General features: G+C 65.4%; 21 protein-coding genes. 10 read left to right on the top strand and 11 right to left on the bottom strand.

The window, feature by feature from the left end:
- Window positions 1-5: 5 nt before the first annotated feature.
- Window positions 6-959 carry an AEC family transporter gene (locus tag AC0L3P_RS03705; RefSeq protein WP_473301002.1) on the bottom strand — a complete coding sequence of 318 codons (954 nt, stop codon included), beginning with the start codon at window positions 957-959 and terminating at the stop codon, window positions 6-8.
- A 106-nt stretch (window positions 960-1,065) separates the two neighbouring features.
- Between AC0L3P_RS03705 and hspQ the strand changes: the two genes are divergently transcribed.
- Window positions 1,066-1,398, top strand: a complete 333-nt coding sequence (gene hspQ, locus AC0L3P_RS03700; protein ID WP_027518019.1) for a heat shock protein HspQ — start codon at window positions 1,066-1,068, stop codon at window positions 1,396-1,398.
- 78 nt (window positions 1,399-1,476) lie between these two features.
- Here hspQ and AC0L3P_RS03695 read toward each other — a convergent pair whose 3' ends face one another.
- Complete coding sequence (locus tag AC0L3P_RS03695; RefSeq protein WP_275171120.1) at window positions 1,477-2,286, bottom strand: invasion associated locus B family protein; 810 nt, start codon at window positions 2,284-2,286, stop codon at window positions 1,477-1,479.
- Window positions 2,287-2,548: 262 nt separating this feature from the next.
- On the opposite strand from AC0L3P_RS03695, the gene AC0L3P_RS03690 reads away from it, so the two are divergent.
- The 3 genes from AC0L3P_RS03690 to AC0L3P_RS03680 all read left to right on the top strand — a co-directional run bounded on the left by AC0L3P_RS03690 (window position 2,549) and on the right by AC0L3P_RS03680 (window position 7,218).
- On the top strand, window positions 2,549-4,399 hold the full coding sequence (locus AC0L3P_RS03690) for an extracellular solute-binding protein (protein ID WP_473301023.1): 1,851 nt from the start codon (window positions 2,549-2,551) through the stop codon (window positions 4,397-4,399).
- A gap of 4 nt (window positions 4,400-4,403) precedes the next feature.
- Entirely contained in the window at window positions 4,404-5,906 is a 1,503-nt protein-coding gene (locus AC0L3P_RS03685) for an AMP-binding protein (protein WP_473301001.1), read from the top strand.
- Window positions 5,907-5,991: 85 nt separating this feature from the next.
- On the top strand, window positions 5,992-7,218 hold the full coding sequence (locus AC0L3P_RS03680; protein ID WP_354210033.1) for a GGDEF domain-containing protein: 1,227 nt from the start codon (window positions 5,992-5,994) through the stop codon (window positions 7,216-7,218).
- Window positions 7,219-7,343: 125 nt separating this feature from the next.
- Here AC0L3P_RS03680 and mfd read toward each other — a convergent pair whose 3' ends face one another.
- Both mfd and AC0L3P_RS03670 read right to left on the bottom strand, forming a co-directional pair.
- Window positions 7,344-10,862: a transcription-repair coupling factor gene (gene mfd / locus AC0L3P_RS03675; RefSeq protein ID WP_275171123.1), complete on the bottom strand. Its 3,519-nt coding sequence runs from the start codon at window positions 10,860-10,862 to the stop codon at window positions 7,344-7,346.
- Complete coding sequence (locus AC0L3P_RS03670) at window positions 10,859-11,149, bottom strand: FAD assembly factor SdhE (RefSeq protein ID WP_275171124.1); 291 nt, start codon at window positions 11,147-11,149, stop codon at window positions 10,859-10,861. Before AC0L3P_RS03670 ends, mfd begins: the two co-directional genes overlap by 4 nt.
- Before the next feature lie 184 nt (window positions 11,150-11,333).
- Here AC0L3P_RS03670 and recG point away from each other — a divergent pair, with 184 nt between their 5' ends.
- Entirely contained in the window at window positions 11,334-13,442 is a 2,109-nt protein-coding gene (recG, locus tag AC0L3P_RS03665; protein ID WP_275171125.1) for an ATP-dependent DNA helicase RecG, read from the top strand.
- Here recG and panE read toward each other — a convergent pair.
- The gene (gene panE, locus AC0L3P_RS03660) at window positions 13,439-14,368 is read right to left on the bottom strand and encodes a 2-dehydropantoate 2-reductase (RefSeq protein WP_473301000.1); all 930 of its coding nucleotides are present in this window, start codon (window positions 14,366-14,368) and stop codon (window positions 13,439-13,441) included. The genes recG and panE overlap by 4 nt on opposite strands.
- Before the next feature lie 312 nt (window positions 14,369-14,680).
- Between panE and AC0L3P_RS03655 the strand changes: the two genes are divergently transcribed.
- Window positions 14,681-15,127, top strand: coding sequence for a P-loop NTPase family protein (locus AC0L3P_RS03655; protein ID WP_354101044.1), 447 nt, complete (start codon window positions 14,681-14,683; stop codon window positions 15,125-15,127).
- Between the two features lie 28 nt (window positions 15,128-15,155).
- Here AC0L3P_RS03655 and AC0L3P_RS03650 read toward each other — a convergent pair whose 3' ends face one another.
- The 3 genes from AC0L3P_RS03650 to glmS form a co-directional block, all read right to left on the bottom strand.
- Complete coding sequence (locus AC0L3P_RS03650) at window positions 15,156-16,013, bottom strand: NAD(P)-dependent oxidoreductase (protein ID WP_473300999.1); 858 nt, start codon at window positions 16,011-16,013, stop codon at window positions 15,156-15,158.
- A gap of 104 nt (window positions 16,014-16,117) precedes the next feature.
- The gene (locus tag AC0L3P_RS03645) at window positions 16,118-16,888 is read right to left on the bottom strand and encodes a DUF502 domain-containing protein (protein WP_354210040.1); all 771 of its coding nucleotides are present in this window, start codon (window positions 16,886-16,888) and stop codon (window positions 16,118-16,120) included.
- Between the two features lie 88 nt (window positions 16,889-16,976).
- Window positions 16,977-18,803, bottom strand: coding sequence for a glutamine--fructose-6-phosphate transaminase (isomerizing) (gene glmS, locus AC0L3P_RS03640; RefSeq protein ID WP_473300998.1), 1,827 nt, complete (start codon window positions 18,801-18,803; stop codon window positions 16,977-16,979).
- 219 nt (window positions 18,804-19,022) lie between these two features.
- On the opposite strand from glmS, the gene AC0L3P_RS03635 reads away from it, so the two are divergent.
- A complete protein-coding gene (locus AC0L3P_RS03635; RefSeq protein ID WP_106944786.1) occupies window positions 19,023-19,241 on the top strand; it encodes a hypothetical protein in 219 nt (72 codons plus the stop codon).
- Between the two features lie 6 nt (window positions 19,242-19,247).
- On the opposite strand, the gene glmU is transcribed toward AC0L3P_RS03635, so the two are convergent.
- On the bottom strand, window positions 19,248-20,603 hold the full coding sequence (gene glmU / locus AC0L3P_RS03630) for a bifunctional UDP-N-acetylglucosamine diphosphorylase/glucosamine-1-phosphate N-acetyltransferase GlmU (RefSeq protein ID WP_275171131.1): 1,356 nt from the start codon (window positions 20,601-20,603) through the stop codon (window positions 19,248-19,250).
- Window positions 20,604-20,777: 174 nt separating this feature from the next.
- Here glmU and AC0L3P_RS03625 point away from each other — a divergent pair, with 174 nt between their 5' ends.
- Both AC0L3P_RS03625 and AC0L3P_RS03620 read left to right on the top strand, forming a co-directional pair.
- Window positions 20,778-22,115, top strand: a complete 1,338-nt coding sequence (locus AC0L3P_RS03625) for a hypothetical protein (protein WP_275171132.1) — start codon at window positions 20,778-20,780, stop codon at window positions 22,113-22,115.
- A gap of 109 nt (window positions 22,116-22,224) precedes the next feature.
- Window positions 22,225-22,380, top strand: coding sequence for a hypothetical protein (locus AC0L3P_RS03620; RefSeq protein WP_354059341.1), 156 nt, complete (start codon window positions 22,225-22,227; stop codon window positions 22,378-22,380).
- Window positions 22,381-22,404: 24 nt separating this feature from the next.
- Here AC0L3P_RS03620 and AC0L3P_RS03615 read toward each other — a convergent pair whose 3' ends face one another.
- Window positions 22,405-22,551, bottom strand: coding sequence for a hypothetical protein (locus AC0L3P_RS03615; protein ID WP_473300996.1), 147 nt, complete (start codon window positions 22,549-22,551; stop codon window positions 22,405-22,407).
- A 183-nt stretch (window positions 22,552-22,734) separates the two neighbouring features.
- Between AC0L3P_RS03615 and AC0L3P_RS03610 the strand changes: the two genes are divergently transcribed.
- On the top strand, window positions 22,735-23,115 hold the full coding sequence (locus tag AC0L3P_RS03610) for a hypothetical protein (protein ID WP_275171135.1): 381 nt from the start codon (window positions 22,735-22,737) through the stop codon (window positions 23,113-23,115).
- On the opposite strand, the gene AC0L3P_RS03605 is transcribed toward AC0L3P_RS03610, so the two are convergent.
- Window positions 23,075-24,634 carry a glycoside hydrolase family 17 protein gene (locus tag AC0L3P_RS03605; protein ID WP_275171136.1) on the bottom strand — a complete coding sequence of 520 codons (1,560 nt, stop codon included), beginning with the start codon at window positions 24,632-24,634 and terminating at the stop codon, window positions 23,075-23,077. The two genes, AC0L3P_RS03610 and AC0L3P_RS03605, sit on opposite strands and share 41 nt — an antisense overlap.
- Window positions 24,635-24,885 lie beyond the last annotated feature (251 nt).

The following is a 24,885-nucleotide window of genomic DNA, read 5'->3' as shown; positions in this document are numbered from 1 at the left end:
GCCGCTCAGGGAAACGCCAGCCGACCGGTCTGGATCGCCCACATCACGCTGGTCAGGGTGACCACGGACGCAAACGTCCCGAGCAGCACCGCGACGGAGGCGGATTCGATCCAGGCATCGTTCTGCCGGGCGATGACGAACACGTTCAGCGCCGGCGGCAGCGACGCCATCAGCACGGCGGTCGCCGCCCAGGGCTGCGCGAACGGGCCGAACGCCAGCATCAGGCCGAACGCTGCGAGCGGGTGGATCAGGAGCTTGACCGCGATCACGCCCGGCACCTCCCATGGGACCCGATCGAACGGGCGGAGTGCGACGGTGACGCCGAGCACGAACAGTGCGGTCGGGGCGGCTGCGTTCTGGAGGAATGTGATGGTGCGATCAAGTGCGACGGGCATCTCGATATGCAGCGATGCGAAGGCCGCGCCGAAACAGGCCGACATGATCAACGGGTTGAGCACGATCTGCTTCAGCACGACGCCGAAGGCATGCACGATCGAGGGATGATCGCGATCGGAGAGCTCGATCAGCAGCGGCACGATCGTAAACAGGAAGATGCTGTCGCAGCAGAAGATCAGCGCGGTCGGCGCCGAGGCCTTGGTCCCGAGCACGGCGAGCGCCAGCCCCGGTCCCATGTAGCCGATATTGCCATAGCCTCCTGAGAGCCCGGCGAGCGTTGCCTCGCGCAATGTCAGCCCGCCGAGAATCTTGCCGACGACCAGCGCGAGTGTGAACGCCGCAACGGTCGCCAGCGTGGTCGCGACCAGGAACGGCGGGTTGTTCAATTCCGAGAACGGCGTCTTCGACATGATCGCAAACAGCAGCGCCGGCAGCGACACATAGAGCAGGAAGAAGTTCATCCAGGCGAGGCCCGATTCCGGCAGGGATTTGACCTTGCCACAGGCGAATCCAACGAAGATCAAGCCAAAATAAGGTAGAGCCAGATTGAGGATATCGACCATTGATGAAGTGTTTTCTGAACATTGGGGGGCTATCTGCCCCGCAACCGCGGGTTAATTCCAGATCAGGGCACTAGCATCGGCCACAATCCTGGTCTATCGACGGGGAATGATTAAAGCGCGGACCGCCAAATTCCAGATCGGACAGGTCGTGCGCCACCGGATCTTTTCGTTCCGGGGCGTGATCTTCGACATCGATCCGGAATTCAACAACACCGAAGAGTGGTGGCTGTCGATCCCCGAGGAGGTGCGGCCCCACAAGGACCAGCCGTTCTATCACCTGCTAGCGGAGAACGCTGAGTCGGAATACGTCGCCTACGTTTCCGAACAGAATCTCGTGCCGGATGATTCCGGCGAGCCGGTCCGGCATTCCCAGGTCGCCGAGATCTTCGTCAAGGACAAGACCGGCGGTTACCGCCCGCGCAATCCGTCGCTGAACTGAGTTTTCGCAGCCATCAACTGGCCAACAAAAAGGCGCTCGAAACCGAGCGCCTTTTTCATGTCCGGGATCGGGTCCCGATTACTTCTGGCCGGCGGGCGGCGTGCCCTGCTGCTCGAGCTTCTTGCGCTGCTCGTCAGCCTTCTTCTGAAGCTCTTCCTGGAGCTTCTTCTGGGTTTCCTCGAACACCTTCGGATCCGTCGGCGGACCATCATAGGCCTTCTGGAATTCGCCGGCGAGCGGCAGCGGCAAGGTCAGCGGTGCGCCGTTCGCATTGATCGCCTGAACAACGAGGTTCTGGCCCTTCTTCATGTTGTTGATGAACTCGGGCGTGGCCTCGTAGTCGGACATGCAGCCGTTCTGGAAACAGATCACATAAGGGCTCTGCAACGGCGGATTGTTGTCCACGATGATGCGGGTACCGTGCACCAACTGCATGCCGAGCGGCAGCGTCACGCGCAGGATCTTCTTCGGCTCGCCTTCCGGCTCGATGATGACGGCCGCGATGACCGGCTGGCCCGACTCGATACGACCGTCCTTGCCGGTGAAGCAGACCTGCTTGGCATTGGCGTCCTGGCCCTTGAGGCAGAACTTGGTCCAGGGGGCATAGATCAGCTGGATCTGCTGATCGGCCGGCTGGGCCGCACCCTGCTGGGCCGGCGCTCCTTGTTGGGCGGGAGCCGGCTGGGCGGGTGCCTGAGCGGCCGGCGCCGGCGCTTTTGGGGCAGCCTTCGGAGCGGCCTTCGGGGCAGCCTTGGGCGCGGGCGCGCCCGGAGCTGGCGCGGGAGCCTGGGCCTCGGCGGCAAACGGGACGGCCAACGCCGTCGCCGTCAACAAGGCGAGAAGTCGCCCGCGCGGCCGGACGGACGCGGCCAAGTAACGGAAATTCATTGCGGAAAACCCTTTCTGAACGGGAAGTGCCCGAACCGCTTCGACGCACCGAGCCTGGCCGCGTTGGGCGCGGCTCTCTCCCCGTCAAATGAGGCGGATAAGTGACGGGCTCGGCGCTCTTGCGCGATTGCGTGCCTTCTTAACGTGGCCGACGAAAAGATCAATGCCGACAACCGTCTTTGGCCGCGTGCCGGCGTGGGCCCCGGGGAAAATCCCTGTGATAGGATTCAGGCCCGCCCGGTCCTCGAATCAACGTGTGCAGATGTTCATGTTCCAGCGCCTTCTCGAGGGCCGCCCAGTGGGTCTTTGCGTCCGCCTCTGTGTCCTGGCTTTCGCCTTGGGGCTTCCGGCAAGCGGTGCGGGGGCCGAGGAAGCCCACGCCATCGCCATGCACGGCAAGCCGGCGATGCCTGCCGATTTCACCCACATGCGTTACGTCAACCCTGACGCCCCCAAGGGCGGCCGGCTGACCTGGGGCGTTCTCGGCACCTTCGACAGCCTCAATCCCTTCATCGTCAAGGGACTGGCCGTGCAGCCGGTCCGGAATTACGTGGTCGAGAGTTTGCTCGCGCGCGGCAATGACGAGCCGTTCACGCTCTACGGCCTGCTCGCCAGATCGGTCGAGACCGATGACGAGCGCAGCTTTGTCACGTTCCACATCGATCCCCGCGCCCGCTTCTCCGACGGCAAGCCGGTCCGCGCCGAGGACGTGCTGTTCTCCTGGCAGTTACTGCGCGACCACGGCCGTCCGAACCACCGGCAATATTACGGCAAAGTCGCAAGTGCCGAGGCGCCGGATCCCCTCACCGTCCGCTTCGACCTTGCGGGGGCCAATGATCGCGAACTGCCGCTGATCCTCGGCCTGATTCCGATCCTGCCGAAACACGCGGTCGACGTCGCGACATTCGAGGAGACGACGTTGACGGGCCCGGTCGGCTCCGGCCCCTATCGCGTCACCGCGGTGAGGCCCGGTGCCAGCGTGACGCTCACCCGCAATCCCGATTATTGGGGCCGTGACCTCCCCATCAATCGCGGGCTCTACAATTTCGACGAGATCAGGCTCGACTATTTTCGCGAGGCCAACGGCCAGTTCGAAGCTTTCAAGCGCGGCCTCTATGATTTCCGCATCGAGCACGAGCCGCTGCGCTGGCACGACGGCTACGACTTTCCCGCGGCGAAGAATGGCGATGTGATCCGCGACACCTTCAAGCCGGGCGTGCCGCAACCTTCCGAATTTCTGGTGTTCAACACGAGGCGTCCCATCTTCGCCGACATCCGCGTGCGCCAGGCGCTGACGCTGCTGTTCGATTTCGAGCTGGTCAACCGCAACTACTTCTTCAACCTCTACTCGCGCGTCGCCGGCTATTTTGCCGGCTCGGACCTGTCAGCGTATGGCCATCCCGCCGATGCGCGCGAGCGCGAGCTGCTCAAGCCGTTCGCCGCGCAGATCCCGCCTGACATACTGGACGGCAGCTACCGCCTGCCGGTGACCGACGGTTCTGGGCGCGACCGCACCACTCTACGCGCGGCTCTGAAGCTGTTGTCGGAGGCCGGCTACGATCTCGACGGCACCGTGCTGCGCAACCGCGCCACCAAGGCGCCCTTCACCTTCGAGATCCTGGTCACGACCCGCGACCAGGAACGCGTCGCGCTTGCCTTCCAGCGCGACCTCAGGCGCGCCGGCATCGAGCCCAGCGTGCGATCGGTCGATCCCGTGCAGTTCGACCAGCGCCGGCTCGCCTACGAATTCGACATGATCCAGAACCGCTGGGACCAGTCGCTGTCGCCCGGCAATGAGCAATATTTCTACTGGGGGAGCGCTGCCGCCGACAGTCCGGGCACCCGCAATTACATGGGGGCCCGGGATCCCGCGGTCGATGCGATGATCGCCGCACTGCTGGAAGCCCGTGAACATACGGATTTCGTATCCGCAGTGCGGGCGCTCGATCGCGCTTTGATCTCCGGTTTCTACACAATCCCCCTGTTTAACGTATCCGAGCAATGGATCGCGCGCTGGAATCGGATAGAACGGCCAGAGGCCACCTCGCTGTCCGGCTATTTGCCGGAGACCTGGTGGTCGAAGGGGCAGCCGCAAGCTCATCAAGCAAAGTGACGCCGTGAACCAGCCAGCCGTATCGCCGACGCTCGACACGTTGTTTCAGCGCACGCTGATGCGGCAGCCGCTCGCGACCGCTCTGCTCGACCCCCTGAACAAGTTCCGCGTGACCGGGCACCAGCCGCGGCGGATGAGCTATGCCGAGGCTGACACGGCCATCGAGGCGCTGTCCGCGTATTTCGTCGAATCAGGCCTGCCGGCCAATTCCGTCATCGCCGTCCAGCTGCCGAATACGGTCGAGTTCGTACTCACCGTACTCGCCGCCCATCGCGCGGGACTCGTCGTCGCCGTGCTGCCGCTGCTCTGGCGCCACGCCGAACTGACCGCCGCTCTGAACCGCACCGCGGCGCGCGCCATCGTCACCATGAGCAAGGTCGACGGCGTCAACTATGCCGACCTCGCAATGCATGCGGCCGCGGAAGCCTTCTCGATCCGCCATGTCTGCGGCTTCGGCACCGACCTGCCCGAAGGCATGGCCTCGCTCGACGACGTGCTGGCCCGCCCGCCCGGCACCGCGCGCGCCGTGATTCAGGATGGCCGCAAGGCGGCGATGATCTCCTTCGACGTCACCGCGGAAGGCTTTCGTCCGGTGCCGCGGCCGCATTTCAGCCTGATCGCCGGTGGGCTCGCGATGTCGCTGGAAGCCGACATCAGGCAAGGCGCGACCGTGATGGCGGCGTTCACGCCGATGTCGTTCGCAGGGCTCGCCTCCTCGCTCGCGGTGTGGCTGCTGTGCGGCGGCACGCTGGCGCTGCATCATCCGTTCGAGAACGACGTGCTGGAACAGCAGATCAACGCGCACGAATGCGACGTGCTGATCGCGCCGGCGCAGTTCGCCCAGCGGCTCGGCGATTCCGATCTGGCGGCGCGGATGCCGACCTTGCGCAACGTCATCGGCCTGTGGCGTGCCCCCGAGCAGGTGGCGGCGAGCGAAGCATGGATCGCGCCGCACGCGCCGTTCACGGACGTCTATCTGTTCGGCGAGGCCGGATTGTTCGGCGCCCGGCGTGGCGAGGACGGCATGCCGGTGCCGGTGATGCCGGGACCGCACGGCGCGCCGCGCGAGCAGTCGGGTTCGTCGATCGCCGGCGAGATTCTGCTGACGCCGAAAGGCACGCTCGGCCTGCGCGGCCCGATGGTGCCGATCGCGGCCTACGCCCCGCCGCCGCCGGTCGGCGACACCCTGATCGCGCAGCCGCCACGCGACTATGTCGATACCGGCTATGCCGCGCGGCTCGACCGTCCCAGCGGCGCGATCTGCATCACCGCGCCGCCCTCCGGGATCATGGCCGTCGGCGGCTACCGCTTCCTCTCCAATGACCTCCAGGAATGGGCGCGCCGGCTCGGCCAGGGCGCGCTGCTGACCGCACTGCCCGACCGGCTCTCCGGTCACCGGCTCGCGGGCCGGGCCCAGGACAATGCCCGCGCCCGCGAAGCGCTCAGCGAACTCGGGCTTAACCCCCTGATGGTCGAAGCTTTTCGCGATCGATCCGGGCCGGTCTAAGCGAAGTTTCGACCGTTCCATTGACGCTGCATTAAGGCGGCCGGACTAGATTGCGCGGCACCTGTCGCGTGATCAGAGTCTCTCGATGTCCCAGGCTGGCCCGATCCTGTTTGTGTCCAATGGCGAACGGCCGGCCTTCATTGCGGCGCTGGACGAGGCGCGATTCTTCCCCGTGATCGACACCGGCTGGGCCGGCGCGGTGCGCGCGGTCGAAGAGGTGCAGCCGGCCGTGGTTCTCGCCGCGATGCATGCCGGGCACGAGCCGCATCTGGCGCTGCTCGCCAGGAAGATCGCGGAGCAATCACCCTACCTCCCCTTCGTGGCGCTGGATGCGGCGGGCGCGCTCCCGCACAACGCCCTGCCTTTCTCCTCCTCGCGCGGCGGCCATTCCGAACGCCTGATCGCGCGACTTCGCGCCGCGCTGCGCATTCGCACGCTCCACGCCACGGTGCTGCGCCGGCTGCCCGAGGTGAAAGTCGCGCTACCGGAGGCCGATCCCGCACGCGATGCTACGGTGCTTCTGATCGGCCGCGGCTCGGCTTACCCTGCGCTTTCCGTCGCGCTCGGCGAGCGCGTCGGCGTCGTCGGAGCGCTCTCGATCGAGGCCGCGGCCAAGCATCTCAACACCCGCGACCTCGACGGCGTCGTGCTCGCCGAAGGTTTTACCGCCCGCGTGACCGATGCCTTCCTCACGGTGCTCGCCGAGGACACCCGCTTCCGCAGCCTCCCCGTGATCCTCACCGCGCATCAGTTGACGCAGACCTACGACCTGCCCAATCTCGAACTGATCCCGGGCGAGCCGGCGAAAGTCGCCGCCAACGCACTGCCCCTGATCCGCCAGCACGCGATGGAAGCTCAGCTGAGCCGCACGCTGCGCTCGATCGATGCCGGCGGCTGGCTCGACCCGCGCAGTGGCCTGCTCACGGTGGAAGCTTTTGCGCGCGATTTTGCCAAGGCGGTCGAGCAGACGCTGGCCCGCGGCGGCGGCCTCTCGGTCGCGCGCTTCGCCTTCGACCCCGGCAATTCCCGCGCCCAGCTCGATGCCGCGCGCATTCTCAGCCGCCTGATGCGGCAGATGGATTTTGGCGCGGCGCAGAAGGACGGTTCGGTCATCGTCGTGTTCGCGGAGACCGACTTCCGCACCGCGCACATGATCGCCCGCCGTCTCTCCGCGGTGATGCGGCACACCTCCAACGGTAAGCACGAGATGCGCAGCGATCCCGTCGTCTCGGTGGATTCGCTCTCGCCGTCGGATACGGCAAGATCGCTGCTCGGACGGCTGTCGGCCGACGCGTCGCGCGCGGCGTCGTAGTTACCTCGCGAGCTGCCACAACAAACACCGTCATTGCGAGCGTAGCGAAGCAATCCAGACTGTCTCCGCGGAGGGACTCTGGATTGCTTCGCTGCGCTCGCAATAACGTGGTGAGACCTGAAGCGTCACGCCGCCTTCTTGCTCTGTGCCAACTGTGCCAGCTGGCGCATGATCTCGGTGGTGCCGGCCAGACGCTCTTCCGGCGTTTCCCAATCCTGCAGGAACACCACCTTCATGTCGGGCCGCACCTTCGCGGCCTGGCCGTGGCTGCGGATGAAGCTCACCAGGCGGTCGGGATGGGCAAACGAATTGTCGCGGAAGGCGATGACGGCGCCCTTCGGGCCGGCATCGATCTTGCCGACATTGGCCTGACGGCAGAACGCCTTGATCGCGGCGACCTTGAACAAATAGCGCACCTCGTCCGGCAGCACGCCGAAACGATCGCGCATCTCGGCGCCAAAATTCTCGATCTCCTCCTCGCTGTCGAGGTCGGCGAGCCGGCGGTAGAGCGACAGCCGCACCGAGAGATCGCCGACATAGTCCTCCGGAATCAGCACGGGCATGCCGATGGTGATGGTCGGCGACCAGCGATCGGCGGCGGGCTCCGACACGCCGGCCTTGAGGTTGACGATCGCCTCCTCCAGCATCGACTGGTAGAGTTCGAAGCCGACCTCCTTGATATGGCCGGACTGCTGCTCGCCCAGAATGTTGCCGGCGCCGCGGATATCGAGGTCGTGCGAGGCGAGCTGGAAGCCCGCGCCCAGCGTCTCCAGCGATTGCAGAACGGTGAGCCGGCGCTCGGCCTGCGCCGTGATCTTCTGCTGCGCCGGCAGCGTGAACAGCGCATAGGCCCGCAGCTTGGAACGGCCGACGCGGCCGCGGAGCTGATAGAGCTGGGCGAGGCCGAACATGTCCGCGCGATGCACGATCAGCGTGTTGGCGTTGGGGATGTCGAGGCCGGATTCCACGATCGTGGTCGACAGCAGGATGTCGAACTTGCCGTCGTAGAACGCGGTCATGATGTCCTCGATCACGGCGGGCGGCATCTGCCCGTGCGCGACCGCGACCTTCATCTCCGGCACGTTCTTGTCGAGGAAGTCCTTGACCTCGGCGAGGTCGTCGATGCGCGGCACCACGTAGAACGCCTGGCCGCCGCGATAGCGCTCGCGCAGCAGCGCCTCGCGGATCATCAAGGGGTCGTGCGGGGCGACGAAGGTGCGGACCGCGAGGCGGTCGACCGGCGGCGATGCGATGATCGAGAGCTCGCGCACGCCAGTGAGCGCCAGCTGGAGCGTGCGCGGGATCGGCGTCGCCGACAGCGTCAGCACGTGCACCTCGGCGCGGAGCTGCTTCAGCCGCTCCTTGTGGGTGACACCGAAATGCTGCTCCTCGTCGACGATCAGCAGGCCGAGATCCCTGAACTTGATCGACTTGCTGAGCAGCGCATGCGTGCCGACGACGATGTCGACCGAGCCGTCGGTGAGCCCTTTCTTGACCAGATTGAGCTGCTTGGCCGGGACCAGGCGGGAGGCCTGCGCGACCTGGACCGGGAAACCCTTGAAACGGTCGGTGAACGTCTTGTGATGCTGACGGGCGAGCAGCGTGGTCGGCACCACGACCGCGACCTGCTTGCCTTCCAGCGCCACGGCGAAGGCGGCGCGCAAGGCCACCTCGGTCTTGCCGAAGCCGACGTCGCCGCAGATCAGCCGGTCCATGGGACGGCCGAGCTCGAGATCCTTCAGCGTGGACTCGATCGCGCCAAGCTGGTCCTCGGTCTCGTCATAAGGAAAGCGCGCGCAGAACTCGTCGTAGAGGCCCGGCTGCACCGGCAGCTTCGGCGCCTCGTGCAGGTGGCGCTCGGCAGCGATCTTGATCAGCTCGCCCGCGATCTCACGGATGCGGTTCTTGAGCTTGGCCTTGCGCGTCTGCCAGCCCGAACCACCGAGACGATCGAGTTCGACCGTGGTCTGGTCGGAGCCATAGCGCGACAGCAGCTCGATGTTCTCGACCGGCAGGAACAGTTTTGTCTCGGCGGCATAATGCAGCTCGAGGCAGTCATGGGGCGCGCCGGCGACGTCGAGCGTCTGCAGGCCGATGAAGCGGCCGATACCGTGATCGACGTGGACCACGATGTCGCCGGCGGCGAGGCTCGTCACCTCCGAGATGAAATTGTCGAGCTTGCGGTTCGCCTTGCGCGGCCGGACCAGGCGATCGCCAAGGATGTCCTGCTCGCTGATAACAGCGATCTCGTCGGTCTCGAAACCGCTTTCCAGGCCGAGCACGGCCAGCATGGTCTCGTTGCGCGGGGTGGCCTGCACCGTGCGCCAGCTGTTGACGCTGGTCACTGGGGTGAGCTTGTGATCGCGCAGCATCGAGGTCATGCGGTCGCGCGAGCCCTCCGTCCAGAGCGCGATGACCACCTTCTTGCGGCTTGTCAGCAGCCCATGCACATGTGCGACGACGGCTTCGAAGACGTTGACCTTGCTATCGTTGCGCTCCGGCGCGAAGTCGCGGCCTTTGCGTGCGCCGGCATCGACCACGCTGGTACCATCTGCAGGCACCGAAAACTGCGTCAGCCGCACCAGCGGCATCCCGCTCTCGCGCTTGCCCCATTCCTCCTCAGTCAAATAGAGCCTGTCAGGCGGCAGCGGCTTGTAGATGGCGCCGCCGCCCGGATGCTCCATCGCGTCGCGGCGCGCCTGATAATAATCGAGGATCTGCTTGAAGCGCTCGCGGATGGCATCCTCGGCCTGCGGCTCGATCGCGACGGCTGCCCCTTGCAGATAGTCGAACAGCGTGTCCATCCGGTCCTGGAACAGCGGCAGCCAATGTTCCATGCCGGGATGACGGCGGCCCTCGCTGACGGCCTCGTAGAGCGCATCGTCACGCTCGGGCGCGCCGAACTCGGCGACATAGCCCATGCGGAAGCGGCGGATGGTGTCGGTGACGAGCTGGAATTCGGAGATCGGCACGAGATCGAGCGCGCGCATATCGAGCAGCGTGCGCTGAGTCTCGGCATCGAATGTGCGGATCGATTCCAGGCTGTCGCCGAAGAAGTCGAAGCGGACCGGCTGTTCCAGGCCGGCCGGAAACAGGTCCAGAATGCCGCCGCGCACGGCGTATTCGCCGGGCTCGCGCACGGTCGAGGAGCGGTTGTAGCCGTTGTGCTCGAGCCAGGCGACGATGGTGTCCATCGGCACGACGTTGCCCGGCGCGACCGACAGCGCCTGCGCCGCGACGAGCTCGCGCGCCGGCACGCGCTGTACGACCGCGTTCACCGTGGTCAGCACGATCAGGGGCTTGTCGCTGCCGGTCAGTGACGCCAGGCGTGCCAGCGTCGTCAGGCGCTGGGCGAGAACGCCACCATGCGGCGAGACGCGGTCATAGGGCTGGCAGTCCCAGGCGGGGAAAGTCAGCACGGGCAAATCGGGCGCGAAGAATTGCAGCGCACGTTCGAGCTGCTGCATCCGCGGCCCGTCGCGGCAGATCACCGCGAGGCTGACAGCCGGCTTCTTCGGCCGCGCCGCGATGGCGCGCGCGAGATCGGAAACGACGAGGCCCTCGGCGCCCTCGGCGACATTGGCAAGCGTCAGCGCGCGGCCGGGCGTGAGCAGCTCGGCCGGCGATTTCATCCCCTGCTTCATACGTCGCGGTCCGCGATCGGAAACGCCTTGATGCGCGCAAACAGCGGGCCGATGACTTCGGCGGGAAGCACCTTGTCGCCGGTGATGGCGGCATAGAGGTCGGGATCGGCCTCTTCGAGCAGGGTCTCGAGCTGCGTCAGTTCGTCATCGGACAGATTGCCGATCTCGGCATCCGCGAAGCGGCCGAGGATCAGGTCCATCTCGCGCGTGCCGCGGTGCCAGCAGCGGAACAGAAGCCGCTTGCGGCGGTCGTCCAGCCCGTTGCTCGATCGTGTCGTTCCCGTCATGTCTCAATTCCAGTCAAACGCCAAAAGCCCGGACGTGCCGGGCCGGGGTGATATAGCCACTCGGGCGGGCCCTGTCAGCCCTCGATTTGTCATGGCCCGCTGCCGCCGCGGGGACACGAAAAAACACGTGGATGCTGGGCATAAAGCCGGGCATGACGAGCGAAAACGATCCTAGGTTCGCCTGATGCGCCCCAGCCTGCTCAATCCGCTGTTTGCCCCCGTGACCAGCCTCTCCGGCGTCGGTCCGAAGCAGGACAAGCTGCTGCAATATCTGCTCAGCCGCAATGAGACGCCGCGGCTGGTCGATCTGTTGCTGCATCTGCCGAGCCAGGTCATCGACCGCCGCGCCCGGCCGCAGATCGTCGATGCCGTGCAGGGAACCATGGTGACGCTGGAGGTCACCGTCGACCGCCACCGCCCGCCCCCGCCACGCAATGCGCGCGCGCCATATCTGGTTTACGCCAGCGACGATACCGGCGACGTCGTGCTGACGTTCTTCCGCGCAAAGCCCGGCTATGTCGAGAAGCTGCTGCCGATCGGCGAGAAGCGCTTCGTCTCCGGCACGCTCCAGATGTACGACGGCATCCCACAGATCGTGCATCCCGACCGGGTGCTGGACGAGGAGGCGATTTCAAAACTCTCCGGCATCGATCCGGTCTATCCCCTGACCGAAGGCCTTGCACTCGGCTCGCTGCGCCGCGCGGTCGCGCAGGCGCTGCAAAAGCTGCCGGCGCTGCCGGAATGGATCAGTCCGGAAGTGCTGCGCCGCTGCGGCTTCCCGCCGATCGCCGAGGCGCTCACCCGCGTGCATCAGCCGGTCGAGCTCACCGACATTCTGCCCGACCAGCCGTTCTGGTCCCGGCTCGCCTTCGACGAGTTGCTCGCCGGCCAGCTGGCCCTTGCCTTGATCCGCGCCCAATTGCGTCGCCCGGCCGGTGTGCGCAACGCCGGCGACGGGCACCTCCGCAACAAGATCATCGACGCCCTGCCCTACGCGCTCACGATCTCCCAGCGCGATGCTGCGGCGGCCATTGCCAATGATCTGCAACAGCCGGTGCGCATGTTGCGTCTGCTCCAGGGCGACGTGGGCTCCGGCAAGACCGTGGTCGCGCTGCTCGCCGCCGCTGCCGTCACCGAGGTCGGCAAGCAGGCCGCCCTGATGGCGCCGACCGAAATCTTGGCCCGTCAGCACATCAAGACCATCGCGCCGCTCGCAGAGCGCGCGGGCATGCGGGTCGCGATCCTCACCGGCCGCGAAAAGGGCAAGGAGCGGCGGGAACTCTTGGCACACCTCGAAGCCGGCGAGATCGACCTGCTCGTCGGCACCCATGCGCTGATCCAGGACGACGTGATCTTCAGTGATCTCGCCCTCGCCGTCGTCGACGAGCAGCATCGTTTTGGCGTGCGCGAGCGGCTGGCACTGACGTCAAAGGGCGAGGCCGTCGACGTGCTGGTGCTGAGCGCAACGCCGATCCCGCGCACGCTGGTGCTGACCTATTTCGGCGACATGGACATCAGCGAGCTCAGGGAGAAGCCGGCCGGACGCCAGCCGATCGAAACCCGCACCATCTCGATGAGCCGTCTCGGCGAGGTCACCGACAGCATCGGCCGCGCGGTCGAATCTGGCAAGCTGGTCTACTGGATCTGCCCGCTGGTCGAGGAATCCGAGGCCGAAGGTACCGAGCACCTGACCAATGCGACCAAGCGCTTCGAAAGCCTGCAGAAGCGCTTCGGCGACCGCGTCGGCCTCGTCCACGGCCAGATGAAGGGTACCGAGAAGGACCGCGTCATGGGCCAGTTCGCCGCCCACGAGATCGGCCTGCTGGTCGCGACCACCGTGGTCGAAGTCGGTGTCGACGTGCCGGCGGCGACCATCATGGTGATCGAGAACGCCGAACGCTTTGGCCTCGCCCAGCTTCATCAATTGCGCGGCCGCATCGGGCGCGGCTCGGAGGCCTCGACCTGTCTGCTGCTCTACTCCGAGCCGCTCGGCGAGATGTCGAAGGCGCGGCTGAAGGTGATCCGCGAGACCACCGACGGTTTTCGGATCGCCGAGGAAGACCTGAAGCTGCGCGGCGAAGGCGATGTGCTCGGCGTGCGCCAGAGCGGCCTGCCCGGCTACCGCATCGCCCGCTCGGAGGTGCACGGCCAGCTCATCACCCAGGCCCGCGACGAGGCGCTGCGCATCCTGAAGGACGATCCGAAGCTCAAGGGCGAGCGCGGCGAGGCGCTGCGATGCCTGCTGTATCTGTATGAGCGGGACGAAGCGATCCCGCTGATCGGGGCGGGTTAGCTGACCGCTCTCTGCCGCCCGATCTCGTAGGCCGCCACATGCGCCCGGGCGAGATCCAGCAGGGGCGTGTCGATGCCGAGCATACGGGCGCGATTGGCCATATCGCCAAGGATATGCTCGGCCTCGGTGATCGAGCCACGCTCGATATCACGCAGCATCGAGGCCTTGAGCGGAGAGTCTGGAGTCGTGAACAGTTTTCGGTCAAACTCGATGAAAGGCGCTCGCGGCTCAAAACCCGAGGCGGTCGCGACGGCGCAGCATTCGGCGAACAGTCGGAAGATGGATTGCTCGCCGTTCGGCACGGCCAGAATGTCTCCGATGCTTGCACGCATCAGGCAGGTGATGCCGGCGAGCGTCGAGAGCTGGACGAATTTCTCCCACATGTCCTGCATGATCGCTTCGCTGGCGCGCACGTCGATACCGGGCACGTGCAGCAGCGTCTCCAGGGCCAGCACACGCTCGCTCAATGAACCCTCGATCTCGCCGAACACGATGGTCTGATTGGCCATGAACTGAACGACACGGCCATCCGCATCGAGCCCGGCACTGACGTTCGCAAGCCCGCCGAGCACCTGCGCGGCGCCGAACCGCACAGTCAGTGCGTCGACATGTTTCAACCCGTTGAGGATCGGCAAAATCATCGTGTTGGCGCCAACCGCTGGGGCAAACTGGGCCATCGCATCGTCGAGCGAGTAGGATTTCACGCCGACGAGCACGACGTCGAACGTTTCCTTGAGATCGTTGGCCAGGATGACCTTCGGCTGCACGGCGAAATCGCCGTGCGGGCTCACGACCTGCAATCCATTCCGCCGCAATTGCTCCGCACGCCCAGCCCGCACCAGAAAGTTCACGTCGCCGCCGGCTCGGACCAGGCGCGCTCCGTAATAACCTCCGAGCGCACCCGCGCCAATCACAAGTACTCTCATTCGAACTCCCGTTGCGGAGGAATTGCCTCCGCAGAAACAATAACAGATGGGCCACGCGCCGTCTCCTCCTCGTCATTGCGAGCGCAGCGACTTGTCCGCCGAAGCTTTAGCGAAGGCGGAAGCAATCCAGAATCTTTCCGCCGAGGGACTCTGGATTGCTGCGCTTCGCTCGCAATGACGGTGCGGATAAGCCCGGCTCTTCTCCCCCTTTCGTCGCGGCTGGCTTTGTGAAATCTTCCCATCATGCGCCGGATCATCGTCGTAGGCTGTCAGGGTAGCGGAAAGACGAGCCTCTCCCGGAATCTCGGGCGAATGCTCGGGCTGCCCGTGGTGCATCTCGACGTGCTCTACTGGCGGCCGGGATGGAAGCCATCCGACAAACCGAGCTTCCGGGCGCGTGTCACCGATGCGATCGCGGGCGACGAATGGGTTGTCGACGGCAGCTTCTCGGGACTCGCATTCGATCTCACACTCGCGCGTGCCGATACGCTGGTCGTCATCGACCGCCCGCGCTGGCTCTGCCAGTGGCGCATTCTCCTGCGCTCCGCCCTCGATCGCGACAAGACCCGGCCTGACCTCCCGGAGGGGTGTCCCGAACAGTTCGACTGGAAATTGATGCGCGAGGCGTGGCGCTACGACACCGAGCGCGCGCCTGTGATCGAGGCCGAGCGTGTGCAGTACGGTGCTGACGTCCCGGTCGTGCGCTTGAGACGCGATCGGGACATCCAGGGTTTTCTGGATTCGGTGCACGGCACATGATCGACGGCCGTGACGTGAGACCGGACGATCAGGATTTCTTCTGCGCGATACGCGCGGCGAATGCCTTCATCAGGTCGGTATCCGCCGCCTCGCCTTTCGCGTCCTCGGCGAGATGCTCGAACCAGCGCGCGAAGCCTTCGTAAACTTGGCTCGCCGGATGATCGGGGCCGAGGAAGCCGGAAATCTCCCGCATCTCCGCCACCCAGCGATAGGCTTTCGGGATCATGTCCGGCAGCGCGACTTCGAGCCGGGCCAGAACCGCGGGCTGGCTGAGTGCGAGTTCGTCGCGCAGCGCATCGGCCGCGCCCGCTTTCGTTGCCGCGACCACCATCGCCGAGCCGATGTCGGCGAGGCCCTTGACGATCCCGGCATATGACATTTTCAGCGCGGACGCGGCACCGACCGGCCCTTCGACGATCCGCACGTCGAGCCCGAGATCCTTCAGCACGGTGACGTCCTTGGCGTGCTCGCCGGACATGTAGAAGGCCGGGCTCTTGCCGCCGGGCTCGGGCGGGAACCCGATGATGCCGGCATCGACGAACGGCGCCTGTGCCGAGCCGATGATCTCCTCGATCCTCATCACGGTATCGACGTTGACGGCATTGCAATCGACCACGACCGGCTTCTTCTCGCGCCGGACGATCAGCCCCGCCAGCCGCTCGGCGAGCGCCACGGCTTCGCCCGGCGGCACGATCGAGAGGATGATGTCGGCGTCCGCGATCGCGTCGTCCTCGGCGCCGATCATGCCGGCATCCGCCGCGCGTTTGCGCGTCGCCTCGCTCCGCCCATTCAACGACGTCAGCACCCGCGCACCGTGCTCGCCGAGACGTTGGGCCACCGCACTGCCCATGGCACCGGGCGCGAGGATCGCAATGGTTTTGGACATCGTGCACTCCAGATCGAATTCCGAGCAATGCGCTCGGTTCAACCGGAGACTAGCAGAGGACGGGACGCCCGCGTGATCGGCGGCCATCCCGCAGAGGAATGGCCCTACTCCACCTTCGCAGGCTGAGGCTGGAGCGCCGAGGCGTTGGCAATACGCGCGGCATTCGCCATGCCCGCCAGCGCCGCTGCCTTCTTCGAATCGGGCGCCGAGCCCGGCTGCACCACGCCGGCCGACATGATCAACGTCGCGGCGTCCTCGGTGCTCATGTCGACCTCGACGATCTTGCTCTTCGGCACGTAGAAGAAGAAGCCGGTCGTCGGGTTCGGCGAGCACGGCAGGAACACCGAGACGTGCTCCTCCTGACCCGGCAGGCTGCGGGAGACATCCTCGTTCGGCGATTGCGAGATCAGCACGATCGACCACATGCCCGGCGAGGGAAACTCGACCAGGCCGACTTTGCGGAAGCTCGAGCCCTTGCCCGAGAACAGCGTCTCGAACACCTGCTTCAGGCCACGGTAGATGGCGCGCACCGCCGGGATCCGGCCGAGGAAGGTCTCGCCGACATCGACCAGCGTTCGGCCGATGAGATTGGCCGCGAGGAAGCCGACCAGAGTCAGCGTGAAGAATGCGACGATCAGTCCCCATCCGGGGATGACGTACGGCATGTAGGTTTCGGGTCGGTAGGCCAGCGGCACGAACGGCCGCACCACGCCATCAACCCAGGTGACGAACCACCAGACCAGATAAAAGGTGATCGCGACCGGTCCCGTCACCACGAGACCGGTGAGAAAATAATTGCGGAAGCGGCCCATCAGGCCGGTATGCGGCTCCGGCAGGGGATCAAGAGGCGCAGGCGCGTCGTCACGGGGGTTCATTCGGGTTCCAGGTCGGTCGCTTCGTCCAAGCTAGGGTCTTCTAGCAGGTTTTGGAAGACCACGAAGCGTTCCGGCCCGGCCCTTCTGCCTATTCCACCGTCACGGATTTCGCGAGATTGCGCGGCTGGTCGACATCGGTCCCCATGATCACCGCCGTATGATAGGCGAGCAGCTGAACGGGGACGGCATAGACCATCGGCGTGAACGCTGCCGCCATATCAGGCATGACGATGGTGACGAGGGACTCGACGGTCGCCTCCGCCACGCCTTTGGCATCGGTCATCAGGATGATCTTGCCGCCGCGAGCGGCGACCTCCTGCATGTTGGAGACGGTCTTCTCGAACACACGGTCGTAGGGCGCGATAACGACGACCGGCATGGTCTCGTCGATCAGCGCGATCGGCCCGTGCTTGAGCTCGCCGGCGGCATAGCCCTCGGCGTGGATGTAGGAGATCTCCTTCAGCTTCAACGCGCCTTCGAGCGCGAGCGGGAAACTGGTGCCGCGGCCGAGATAGAGCACGTCACGCGATTTGGCGATCTCGCGGGCGAGCTTCTCGATCTGGACCTCGGTGGTGAGCGCATCCGACATCAAACGCGGGATCTCGACGAGCCCGTGGACGAGCTTGGTCTCGTCCTCGTCGGACAGTTCGCCGCGGGCCTTGCCGGCCGCGATCGCAAGATTTGCCAGCACCATGAGCTGGCAGGTGAAGGCCTTGGTCGAGGCGACGCCGATCTCCGGGCCGGCCAACGTTTGCAGCACGGTCTCGCTTTCGCGCGCGATCGTCGAGGTCGGCACGTTGACGACGGCCACGGTGTGCACGCCTTCGGCCTTGGCGTAGCGCAGCGCGGCCAAGGTATCGGCGGTCTCGCCCGACTGCGAGATGAAGATGGCGAGGTCGCCCTTGCGCAAGGGCGCCTCGCGGTATCGGAATTCGGAGGCGACATCAACCTCGACCGGCACGCGCGCGAAACGCTCGAACCAGTATTTTGCGACGAACCCGGCGTAGCTCGCGGTGCCGCATGCCGTGATGTTGATGCGCTGGATATTCTTGAAGTCGAACGGCAGCTTGACCGGCAGCGAGACCCGCTCGGTCGCCATGTCGACATAGCGTGCCAGCGTGTGGCCGACCACTTCCGGCTGCTCGTGGATCTCCTTGGCCATGAAGTGGCGGTAATTGGCCTTGTCGACCAGCGAGGTCGAGGCGGCGTGCTTGGTCTTCTCGCGCTGGACGGCGTGGCCGTCCTTGTCGAAGATCGCAGCGCTATTGTGGGTCAGCACGACCCAGTCGCCGTCCTCGAGATAGCTGATCGTGTCGGTGAACGGCCCGAGCGCGATGGCGTCGGAGCCGAGATACATCTCGCCGTCACCATAGCCGATCGCGAGCGGCGGACCGTTGCGGGCGCCGATCATCAAATCGTCCTCGCCGGCGAAGATGAAGCCGAGCGCGAACGCGCCGCGCAGCCGCGCCAGCGCCAATTTCACCGCTTCCACCGGCTTGTTGCCGCGCGTGAGCAGATCGTCGACGAGATGCAGCACGATCTCGGTGTCGGTCTGGGTGTGGAACACCGTGCCTTTCTTCTCGAGCTCCTCGCGCAGCTCGCGGAAATTCTCGATGATGCCGTTGTGAACCACGGCGACACGCTCGGTCGCGTGCGGGTGCGCATTGTTCACGGTCGGCTTGCCGTGGGTGGCCCAGCGGGTGTGACCGATTCCGGTCGTGCCCTTGAGCGGCTCGGCTTCTAGCCGCTTCTCCAGATTCTTCAGCTTGCCCTCGGCGCGGCGGCGCTCGAGATGCTTGCCTTCGAGCGTGGCGACGCCCGCGGAATCATAGCCGCGATATTCAAGACGTTTGAGCGAATCCACCAATTGCTCTGCAACCGGCTCGCGCCCGAGAATGCCGACAATCCCGCACATGCGGATCACTATCCCCCAAATCGTCGAAAAATCGCCTAAACGACGCGCTCGGTTTTTAGCGAAGTTCCTAAGGAACCAGATACTCAATAATTATTGCTGATTGAGACAGCACCGACGGCAACGAGCCTCGCCTGCGTCGAACTGGCTGGGCCATAAACCGCGCGCGTTAACTTGTTGTCAACAAATTTGGCCAACCCTCGCGTATCAAGGAGAGAGGCCATGAAAGGCTCATCCGACCGCAAAAGTCTGTCATCGATGTCTGTGCGCGCCAGCGAGACTACCGGCACGCACCTTGCGCACTGGCCGCCGCCCCAGCGCGGCAAGGAAAGCAAGCCCGTCTTCATCAAGCACGTCGCCGGCGAGCCGGCGAAGCGTGCCAAGCCGCGCGGCTGGCGCCTGACTCGCGCGATCTTCTCGGAATTCGCCGACGACGAATAGCGGCGCTCATTTTTCCGGCTTCTTGCCACCCGTCTTCATCTCGCGATAGCGCGCCGCGCCACCGTCGCGGATGGTCTGCGGGCTGCGCTCCAGCGCCATGGCGTCATCAGGCACGTCGCGCGTGATCACCGAGCCCGAGCCAATATAGGCGCCGTTGCCGATCGTCACCGGTGCGACCAGCGAGGAGTTGGTGCCGACGAACGCGCCCTGCCCGATGATCGTCTTGTGCTTCTTGAAGCCGTCGTAGTTGCAGGTGATGGTGCCGGCGCCGATGTTGGAATTGGCACCGATTGTGGCGTCTCCAATGTAGGAGAGATGGTTGACCTTGACGCCGGCCTCCAGCGTCGCGGCCTTGGTCTCCACGAAATTGCCGATGCGCGCGCCGTCGCCGAGCGAGGTGCCGGGCCGCAGCCGCGCATAGGGGCCGATGGAGACCTTGTTGCCGAGCTTGGTCTCGACGATATGCGAGAAGGAATGGACCACCGTGCCGTCGCCGATCGAAACGCCGGGGCCGATCACCACGAACGGCTCGATCGTCACGTCCTTGCCGAACACGGTATCCGCGGCGAGGTAGACGGTGTCAGGCGCGATCAGCGTGACGCCGGCCTCCATCGCCGCTTTCCGCAACCGCGCCTGCATCACGCTTTCGGCCTCGGCGAGCTGCGCCTTGGTGTTGATGCCGCGCACTTCGTCCTCGCTGGTTTCGATCACCACGGCATCCCATCCCTGTTCGCTGACAATGCCGACCGCGTCGGTCAGATAATATTCGCCCTTGGAATTCGCATTGCCGATCTTCTCGAGGATCGCGAGCGCGCGGCGGCCGTCGATCGCCATGACCCCGGCATTGCACAGCTCGATCCTGCGCTCCTCTGCGCTGGCATCCGCCTGCTCGCGGATCGCGACCAGGCGGTCGCCCTCGACGATGAAGCGGCCATAGCCGGTGGGATCGGCGGCGCGGAAGCCGAGCGCCGCAATTGCCGCGCCGTTGGCGAGCGGCGCGCGCAGCCGCGCAAAGGTCTCGGCCGAGATCAGCGGCGTGTCGCCGAACGCAATCAGCAGATCATCCACGCCCCCCGCAATGGCATCACGCGCCGCCAGCACCGCATGCGCGGTGCCGAGCCGGTCCTGTTGCACGAAGGTGAGCGCGTCGGGGCGGATGCGCTTTGCTTCGTCCGCCACCGCCTGATGGTCGGGTCCGATCACGACCGCGAGCGAGGTGCCGGTTCCCCTGGGCGCCGCGGCAAGCACGTGGGCGAGCAGGCTCTGGTGCGCGACCGGATGCAGCACTTTCGGCAGGTGTGAGCGCATACGCGTGCCTTCGCCGGCGGCGAGCACGATCGTGAGGCTGGAACGGGCGGTCATCGAAATCCTGTCAATCGGCCGAATCGATCGGCGCCAGCGGGCGACGGGCCGCCCTCATCAGCTATCGCCTTGCTACCCCCGCAAACGCCCGGAGTTCAAGTGCGACACGCTTTTCCTGTTAATGTTCCCTGATTGATTCGGGGAAGCCGGACAGGGGTTGGGCACTTAACGTTCATGGCAAAGGATTCCGACCCACTGGCGGATGCCTTCGGCGACAAGGAGACCGGCGGGCTGTTCTCCGGACTTGTAGCCGAGGAGAGTTCGTTCGATCGCGGCATGATGTGGCGGCTGGGCTCATGGGGCGTGGCGGCCGTCGGCGCCGTGGTGATTGCCGTGTTCGCCAACCAGGCCCAGCTCGGCTGGCGGCGCGACCAGGTTGCGTCCGCCGATCTCGCGCGCCAGGCCGACCGGCTCCAGATGCTGACCAAGGAGAGCCAGAACGAGGCCCGACGCCTCGCCTCCGCCATCGAGACGCTGAACACCGATCGCGACCGGCTCTATTCGCGCGTCACCGTGCTAGAGCAAGGGCTGGATTCCGTCACCGGCGCCATCGCCAAGCAGACGACAACGCCGCCGCAGGCATCCGTTGCGAAACCGCAGGACGCGCCGGCTTTGATCGGGCCGCCGGCGCCCGGCATCGGGCCGGTCGCCTCGACACCGGCTTTGGCCAACGACAAGCCGCGCGCAGAGGCTGCAAAGGAGCCATCGAGCCCGCCGCCACAAAGCGCGGCCGCGGCCTCGCTGGTCGCGCAGTTGCCGGCAACGAATTCGGCACTGCCGATGCTTCCGCTGGTCCCATCCAAATCGATCATGGCGCCGCCCGATCCGGCCGCCCCGAAACTGGTTCAGCCCGAGACCACTGAGAAAGCTGCCGAGAAGAAGCCCGATCCGGCGCCCGCGCCCATCGAAGTCGCCGCTGCACCAGCCAAGCCGCCGGAGGCCGCCGAAAGCGAGGCTCCCGCGATCGCGGTCCAGCAGACGCGCTTTGCGATTGATCTCGGTGGCGCCAACTCGCTCGAAGGCCTGCGCGCATTGTGGCGCGGGGTCACCAAATCCAATCCTGAGATCGCAGCGCTGCGGCCGATCATCATGATCAAGGAAGGCAACACCGGCCTCGGCATGCAGCTCCGCCTCGGTGCCGGCCCGCTGATCAACGCAGCGGCCGCAGCAAAACTCTGCGCCGGCCTCGCCGAGAACGACCGCCACTGCGAGACCACCGTGTTCGACGGCCAGCGGCTGTCAATGCGCGGCGGGCAGGAAAAACAAGAAAAGACTCAGGATCGAGTTCAAGAGAAGAACTCCGATAAGAACCAGGACTCGGTGCCGCAAGCCGAGACCGTCCCGGCGCCCGCGCCCACCGCGAAGCCCGACAAGCATCGCCGCAGCTATTCCTCAAAACGCTCATCGAAGCGCGAGGAGCCCGCGCCTGCTCCTGCGGCGCAGCCGGCCGCACAGCCGAAGCCGGAGACCGCGTCGGCGGGATCGACGCTGTCGTCGTTCTTCAGGCGGTAGACGCGGCATCCGCTCTGCGAAGACCATCTCGCGTCCGACGTATCAAACGATACGAAGGCCTCCGACCCAAGACGGCAGTATCCGCGACGAATAATGATTCGGAGCGGAGATGGCGGACGAGACGTTTCTGCGCGAGCACCTCGCGCTGATCCGCGAGCTGGCCGAACAGGCCGACCCCCATATCAAGAAGCGATTGCTGGCCTTGGCTGAAAAATACGAACGTCGGCTGAGGGATCAGAACCGGGCGGTGCAAAATCGGCCTTGATGGCTCATCGGCGCACGCAATCACTTACTCCATGCGCGCCTTTTCCTTCAGGTCGCGAATGCGGTTCTCAGCTTCATCCCTCGACCGGACCAGTTCCGACCAATCCTCGACCCGAGCTTCCTTGCTCAGCCTCTTGAGTTCGTCCAGTTGCTCCCGAGTTGGCTTTTCCATGCTCGCTCCTTGCATGCAGCATGCGTTGCGCGGTCACACCGTTTCAAACCTGCGCGACCCCAGCCTGTTCCTGGATAAGTTCGGGCCGGGCGCGGCCGCCTTGCTCATTCCGCAAGGGCCCGCGATCGACATAAAGTCACCTTCCCTGTTGCCCGCCCGCGCCTTCCCGACCATATTGCCACCATGACAAAAAAGCCCTTCCGCCTCACGCCCTACCAGGTGCAGTTCCTGATCGTCGTCGGCTTCGCCAGCGTCGGCTATGCGCTCTATCTGCGCTACCTCGGAATCGAAAACTCGCAGGTCGGTCTCGCCTGCGACGCCGGGCTTCAGACCCTGGTCTGCAAGGCGCGATCGGTCGCGACCGTGCTGTTCAAGAATTCAGTGTTCGGTATCGTCGCGCTGGTGGTGGCGACGTTGAACCTGATGCGGCCGTCGATCGTGCTGCTCACCGTCGGCATCATCGCCGCCGGCCTCGGCATCGTGCTCTACAATGTCGTGCTGTCGGGCCTGGCGATCGGCCTGCTCATTCTTGGATTTGCTCGGCCCGCGCCCGCCACAGCGTGAGCGCGAACAAGAGGTAGATCGCGCAGGTCCACAGCGACTGCCAATTATCGCGGCCCTCGTTGACGAGCACATAGGCCGCCGACAGCGTCAGCACGCCGGCGAAGACGGACTCCGCGATCGGACGCTGGCCGATCTGCGGCCGGTTCAGCATCAGGAGCGCGAACGGCACCACCGCCATCGTCAGCGCAGCGTAAGGGAAATCCTTGTAGCGCGGATCGAACACGAAGCCGAGTGCGGTCTGCGCCGCAATCACCGCCGTCACTGCCAGCGTCAAGCCGAGCACAGCGGTGAGCTTCGACCATTTCCGGCCCTCGCGCGGACCAAGCAGATCGAGAAAGGTCGGGAGGCTGCGGCCGATCACCATCGCCTGCGCGCAGAAGATCGGCGACAGGATGCCGGCCGCCAGCAGCGTGCCCCACAGCAGCCAGCCGCCGATGCCGTAGCTCTCGTAGTACATCTTGTCGGCGCCGATCCCGAGCAGGATGCCGGCCGAGGTCGCCGAGATCGCCACGCCGAGCCAGGCCGAGAAGCGCGGCGTCCACGGTCTGCGCCGCAACGTCAGGCCGGCCACCGCGAACACCAGCACGCAGAGGCCCATGCCGGCGCCCATGTACCATTTCCAGTACGGAAAATTGCTGATCGGCTGGCCCGGCGGATATTTGAGGCTCCGGCGCACCGAGTCATAGAGGCCCCAATAGCCGCCGACGGTGCCTTCCAGCTTGCGCTTCCACGGCTGGTCGTAGGACTCGATCAGATTGACGCGGAATTTCTGCGCTTTCGCCAGGCTCAGGATCTCCGAGACCACGCGCGCCTGGTTGGTGCGCGACGGCAGCGCGCCCTCGCGCATGCGCCCTTCGCTCGGCCAGCCGGTTTCGCCGATCAGGATCTCCTTGCCGGGAAATGCGACCGCCATGCGCTCGCGGATCTGTTCGACATGGGAGGCGGCAAACTTCGCCTTGACCGGGAAGTCCTCCCAATAGGGCAGGATGTGGATCGTGACAAAGTCGACGGCGTCATAGATCTCGCGATTCCTGAGCCAGAACTCCCAGACATCGGCATAGGTGACGGGCACGCTGACCTGCGCCTTCACCGAGCGGATGATGGAGACGAGGTCCGCGGTGGTCATCTCGCCGCGCAGCAGCACTTCGTTGCCGACGATGATGCTGGTGATGATTCCGGGGAAATCCTTGGAAAGACGAATGGCGAGCGCCGCCTGCTCGAAATTCTTGGTGCGGTTGCTGGAGAGCCAGATGCCCTGGAGCACTTTCAGCCCGCCGATCCGGGCCGCGATCGCCGGTACCTGGTCGAGCCCGTTCTCCATCGAATAGGTGCGGACGCAGTCGGTGATCTCCTTGAGCTGGCGCAGGTCCTGCTCGATCTGGTCGGCCTCGATATGGGTCCATGCGTTCAGCGGCGACTGCTCGCCGCGGAACGGCGCGTAGGAGACGCATTGGACCTTGTCGGCGGGATCGATCGGGGCGCGCGCGAGCGAGATCGGCGTGGCAAGCCACCACCACACGGCAGCGATCGCACCCAATGAAACGAGCAGAAGCGCCAGTGGCGTACGAAGAGAAATCGGTTCCGTCCTCCGCGAAGGGCCGTCGATTACCTGCTAGCACGGCGTCTGCCAAGGGGGTGACTCCGTTATGGATCCATCCCTCCCCTGAGGAATTTACCTGCGGCCGTTCGACCGAGGCCTAGGATCGTGACTTTGCTGGACAAAATTCCAGATTCAGGCCATGGACTCGGGAGGACTTTTCCGCCGCATTG

This window comes from Bradyrhizobium sp. WSM4874, assembly GCF_055811835.1.
Note: the sequence above shows the minus strand (reverse complement) of the source record. Positions and strands in the feature narration are given on the sequence as shown.

What these genes read in the sequence shown, in the direction of transcription:
- AC0L3P_RS03695 (WP_275171120.1), bottom strand. Translation starts at nt 2,286, where the DNA reads ATGAATTTCCGTTACTTGGCCGCGTCCGTCCGGCCGCGCGGGCGACTT.
- recG (WP_275171125.1), top strand. Translation starts at nt 11,334, where the DNA reads ATGCGCCCCAGCCTGCTCAATCCGCTGTTTGCCCCCGTGACCAGCCTC.
- glmS (WP_473300998.1), bottom strand. Translation starts at nt 18,803, where the DNA reads ATGTGCGGGATTGTCGGCATTCTCGGGCGCGAGCCGGTTGCAGAGCAA.
- AC0L3P_RS03690 (WP_473301023.1), top strand. Translation starts at nt 2,549, where the DNA reads ATGTTCATGTTCCAGCGCCTTCTCGAGGGCCGCCCAGTGGGTCTTTGC.
- glmU (WP_275171131.1), bottom strand. Translation starts at nt 20,603, where the DNA reads ATGACCGCCCGTTCCAGCCTCACGATCGTGCTCGCCGCCGGCGAAGGC.
- AC0L3P_RS03610 (WP_275171135.1), top strand. Translation starts at nt 22,735, where the DNA reads ATGACAAAAAAGCCCTTCCGCCTCACGCCCTACCAGGTGCAGTTCCTG.
- AC0L3P_RS03655 (WP_354101044.1), top strand. Translation starts at nt 14,681, where the DNA reads ATGCTCGGGCTGCCCGTGGTGCATCTCGACGTGCTCTACTGGCGGCCG.
- AC0L3P_RS03680 (WP_354210033.1), top strand. Translation starts at nt 5,992, where the DNA reads ATGTCCCAGGCTGGCCCGATCCTGTTTGTGTCCAATGGCGAACGGCCG.
- hspQ (WP_027518019.1), top strand. Translation starts at nt 1,066, where the DNA reads ATGATTAAAGCGCGGACCGCCAAATTCCAGATCGGACAGGTCGTGCGC.
- AC0L3P_RS03615 (WP_473300996.1), bottom strand. Translation starts at nt 22,551, where the DNA reads ATGGAAAAGCCAACTCGGGAGCAACTGGACGAACTCAAGAGGCTGAGC.
- AC0L3P_RS03635 (WP_106944786.1), top strand. Translation starts at nt 19,023, where the DNA reads ATGAAAGGCTCATCCGACCGCAAAAGTCTGTCATCGATGTCTGTGCGC.
- AC0L3P_RS03650 (WP_473300999.1), bottom strand. Translation starts at nt 16,013, where the DNA reads ATGTCCAAAACCATTGCGATCCTCGCGCCCGGTGCCATGGGCAGTGCG.
- AC0L3P_RS03625 (WP_275171132.1), top strand. Translation starts at nt 20,778, where the DNA reads ATGGCAAAGGATTCCGACCCACTGGCGGATGCCTTCGGCGACAAGGAG.
- AC0L3P_RS03645 (WP_354210040.1), bottom strand. Translation starts at nt 16,888, where the DNA reads ATGAACCCCCGTGACGACGCGCCTGCGCCTCTTGATCCCCTGCCGGAG.
- mfd (WP_275171123.1), bottom strand. Translation starts at nt 10,862, where the DNA reads ATGAAGCAGGGGATGAAATCGCCGGCCGAGCTGCTCACGCCCGGCCGC.
- panE (WP_473301000.1), bottom strand. Translation starts at nt 14,368, where the DNA reads ATGAGAGTACTTGTGATTGGCGCGGGTGCGCTCGGAGGTTATTACGGA.
- AC0L3P_RS03670 (WP_275171124.1), bottom strand. Translation starts at nt 11,149, where the DNA reads ATGACGGGAACGACACGATCGAGCAACGGGCTGGACGACCGCCGCAAG.
- AC0L3P_RS03620 (WP_354059341.1), top strand. Translation starts at nt 22,225, where the DNA reads ATGGCGGACGAGACGTTTCTGCGCGAGCACCTCGCGCTGATCCGCGAG.
- AC0L3P_RS03705 (WP_473301002.1), bottom strand. Translation starts at nt 959, where the DNA reads ATGGTCGATATCCTCAATCTGGCTCTACCTTATTTTGGCTTGATCTTC.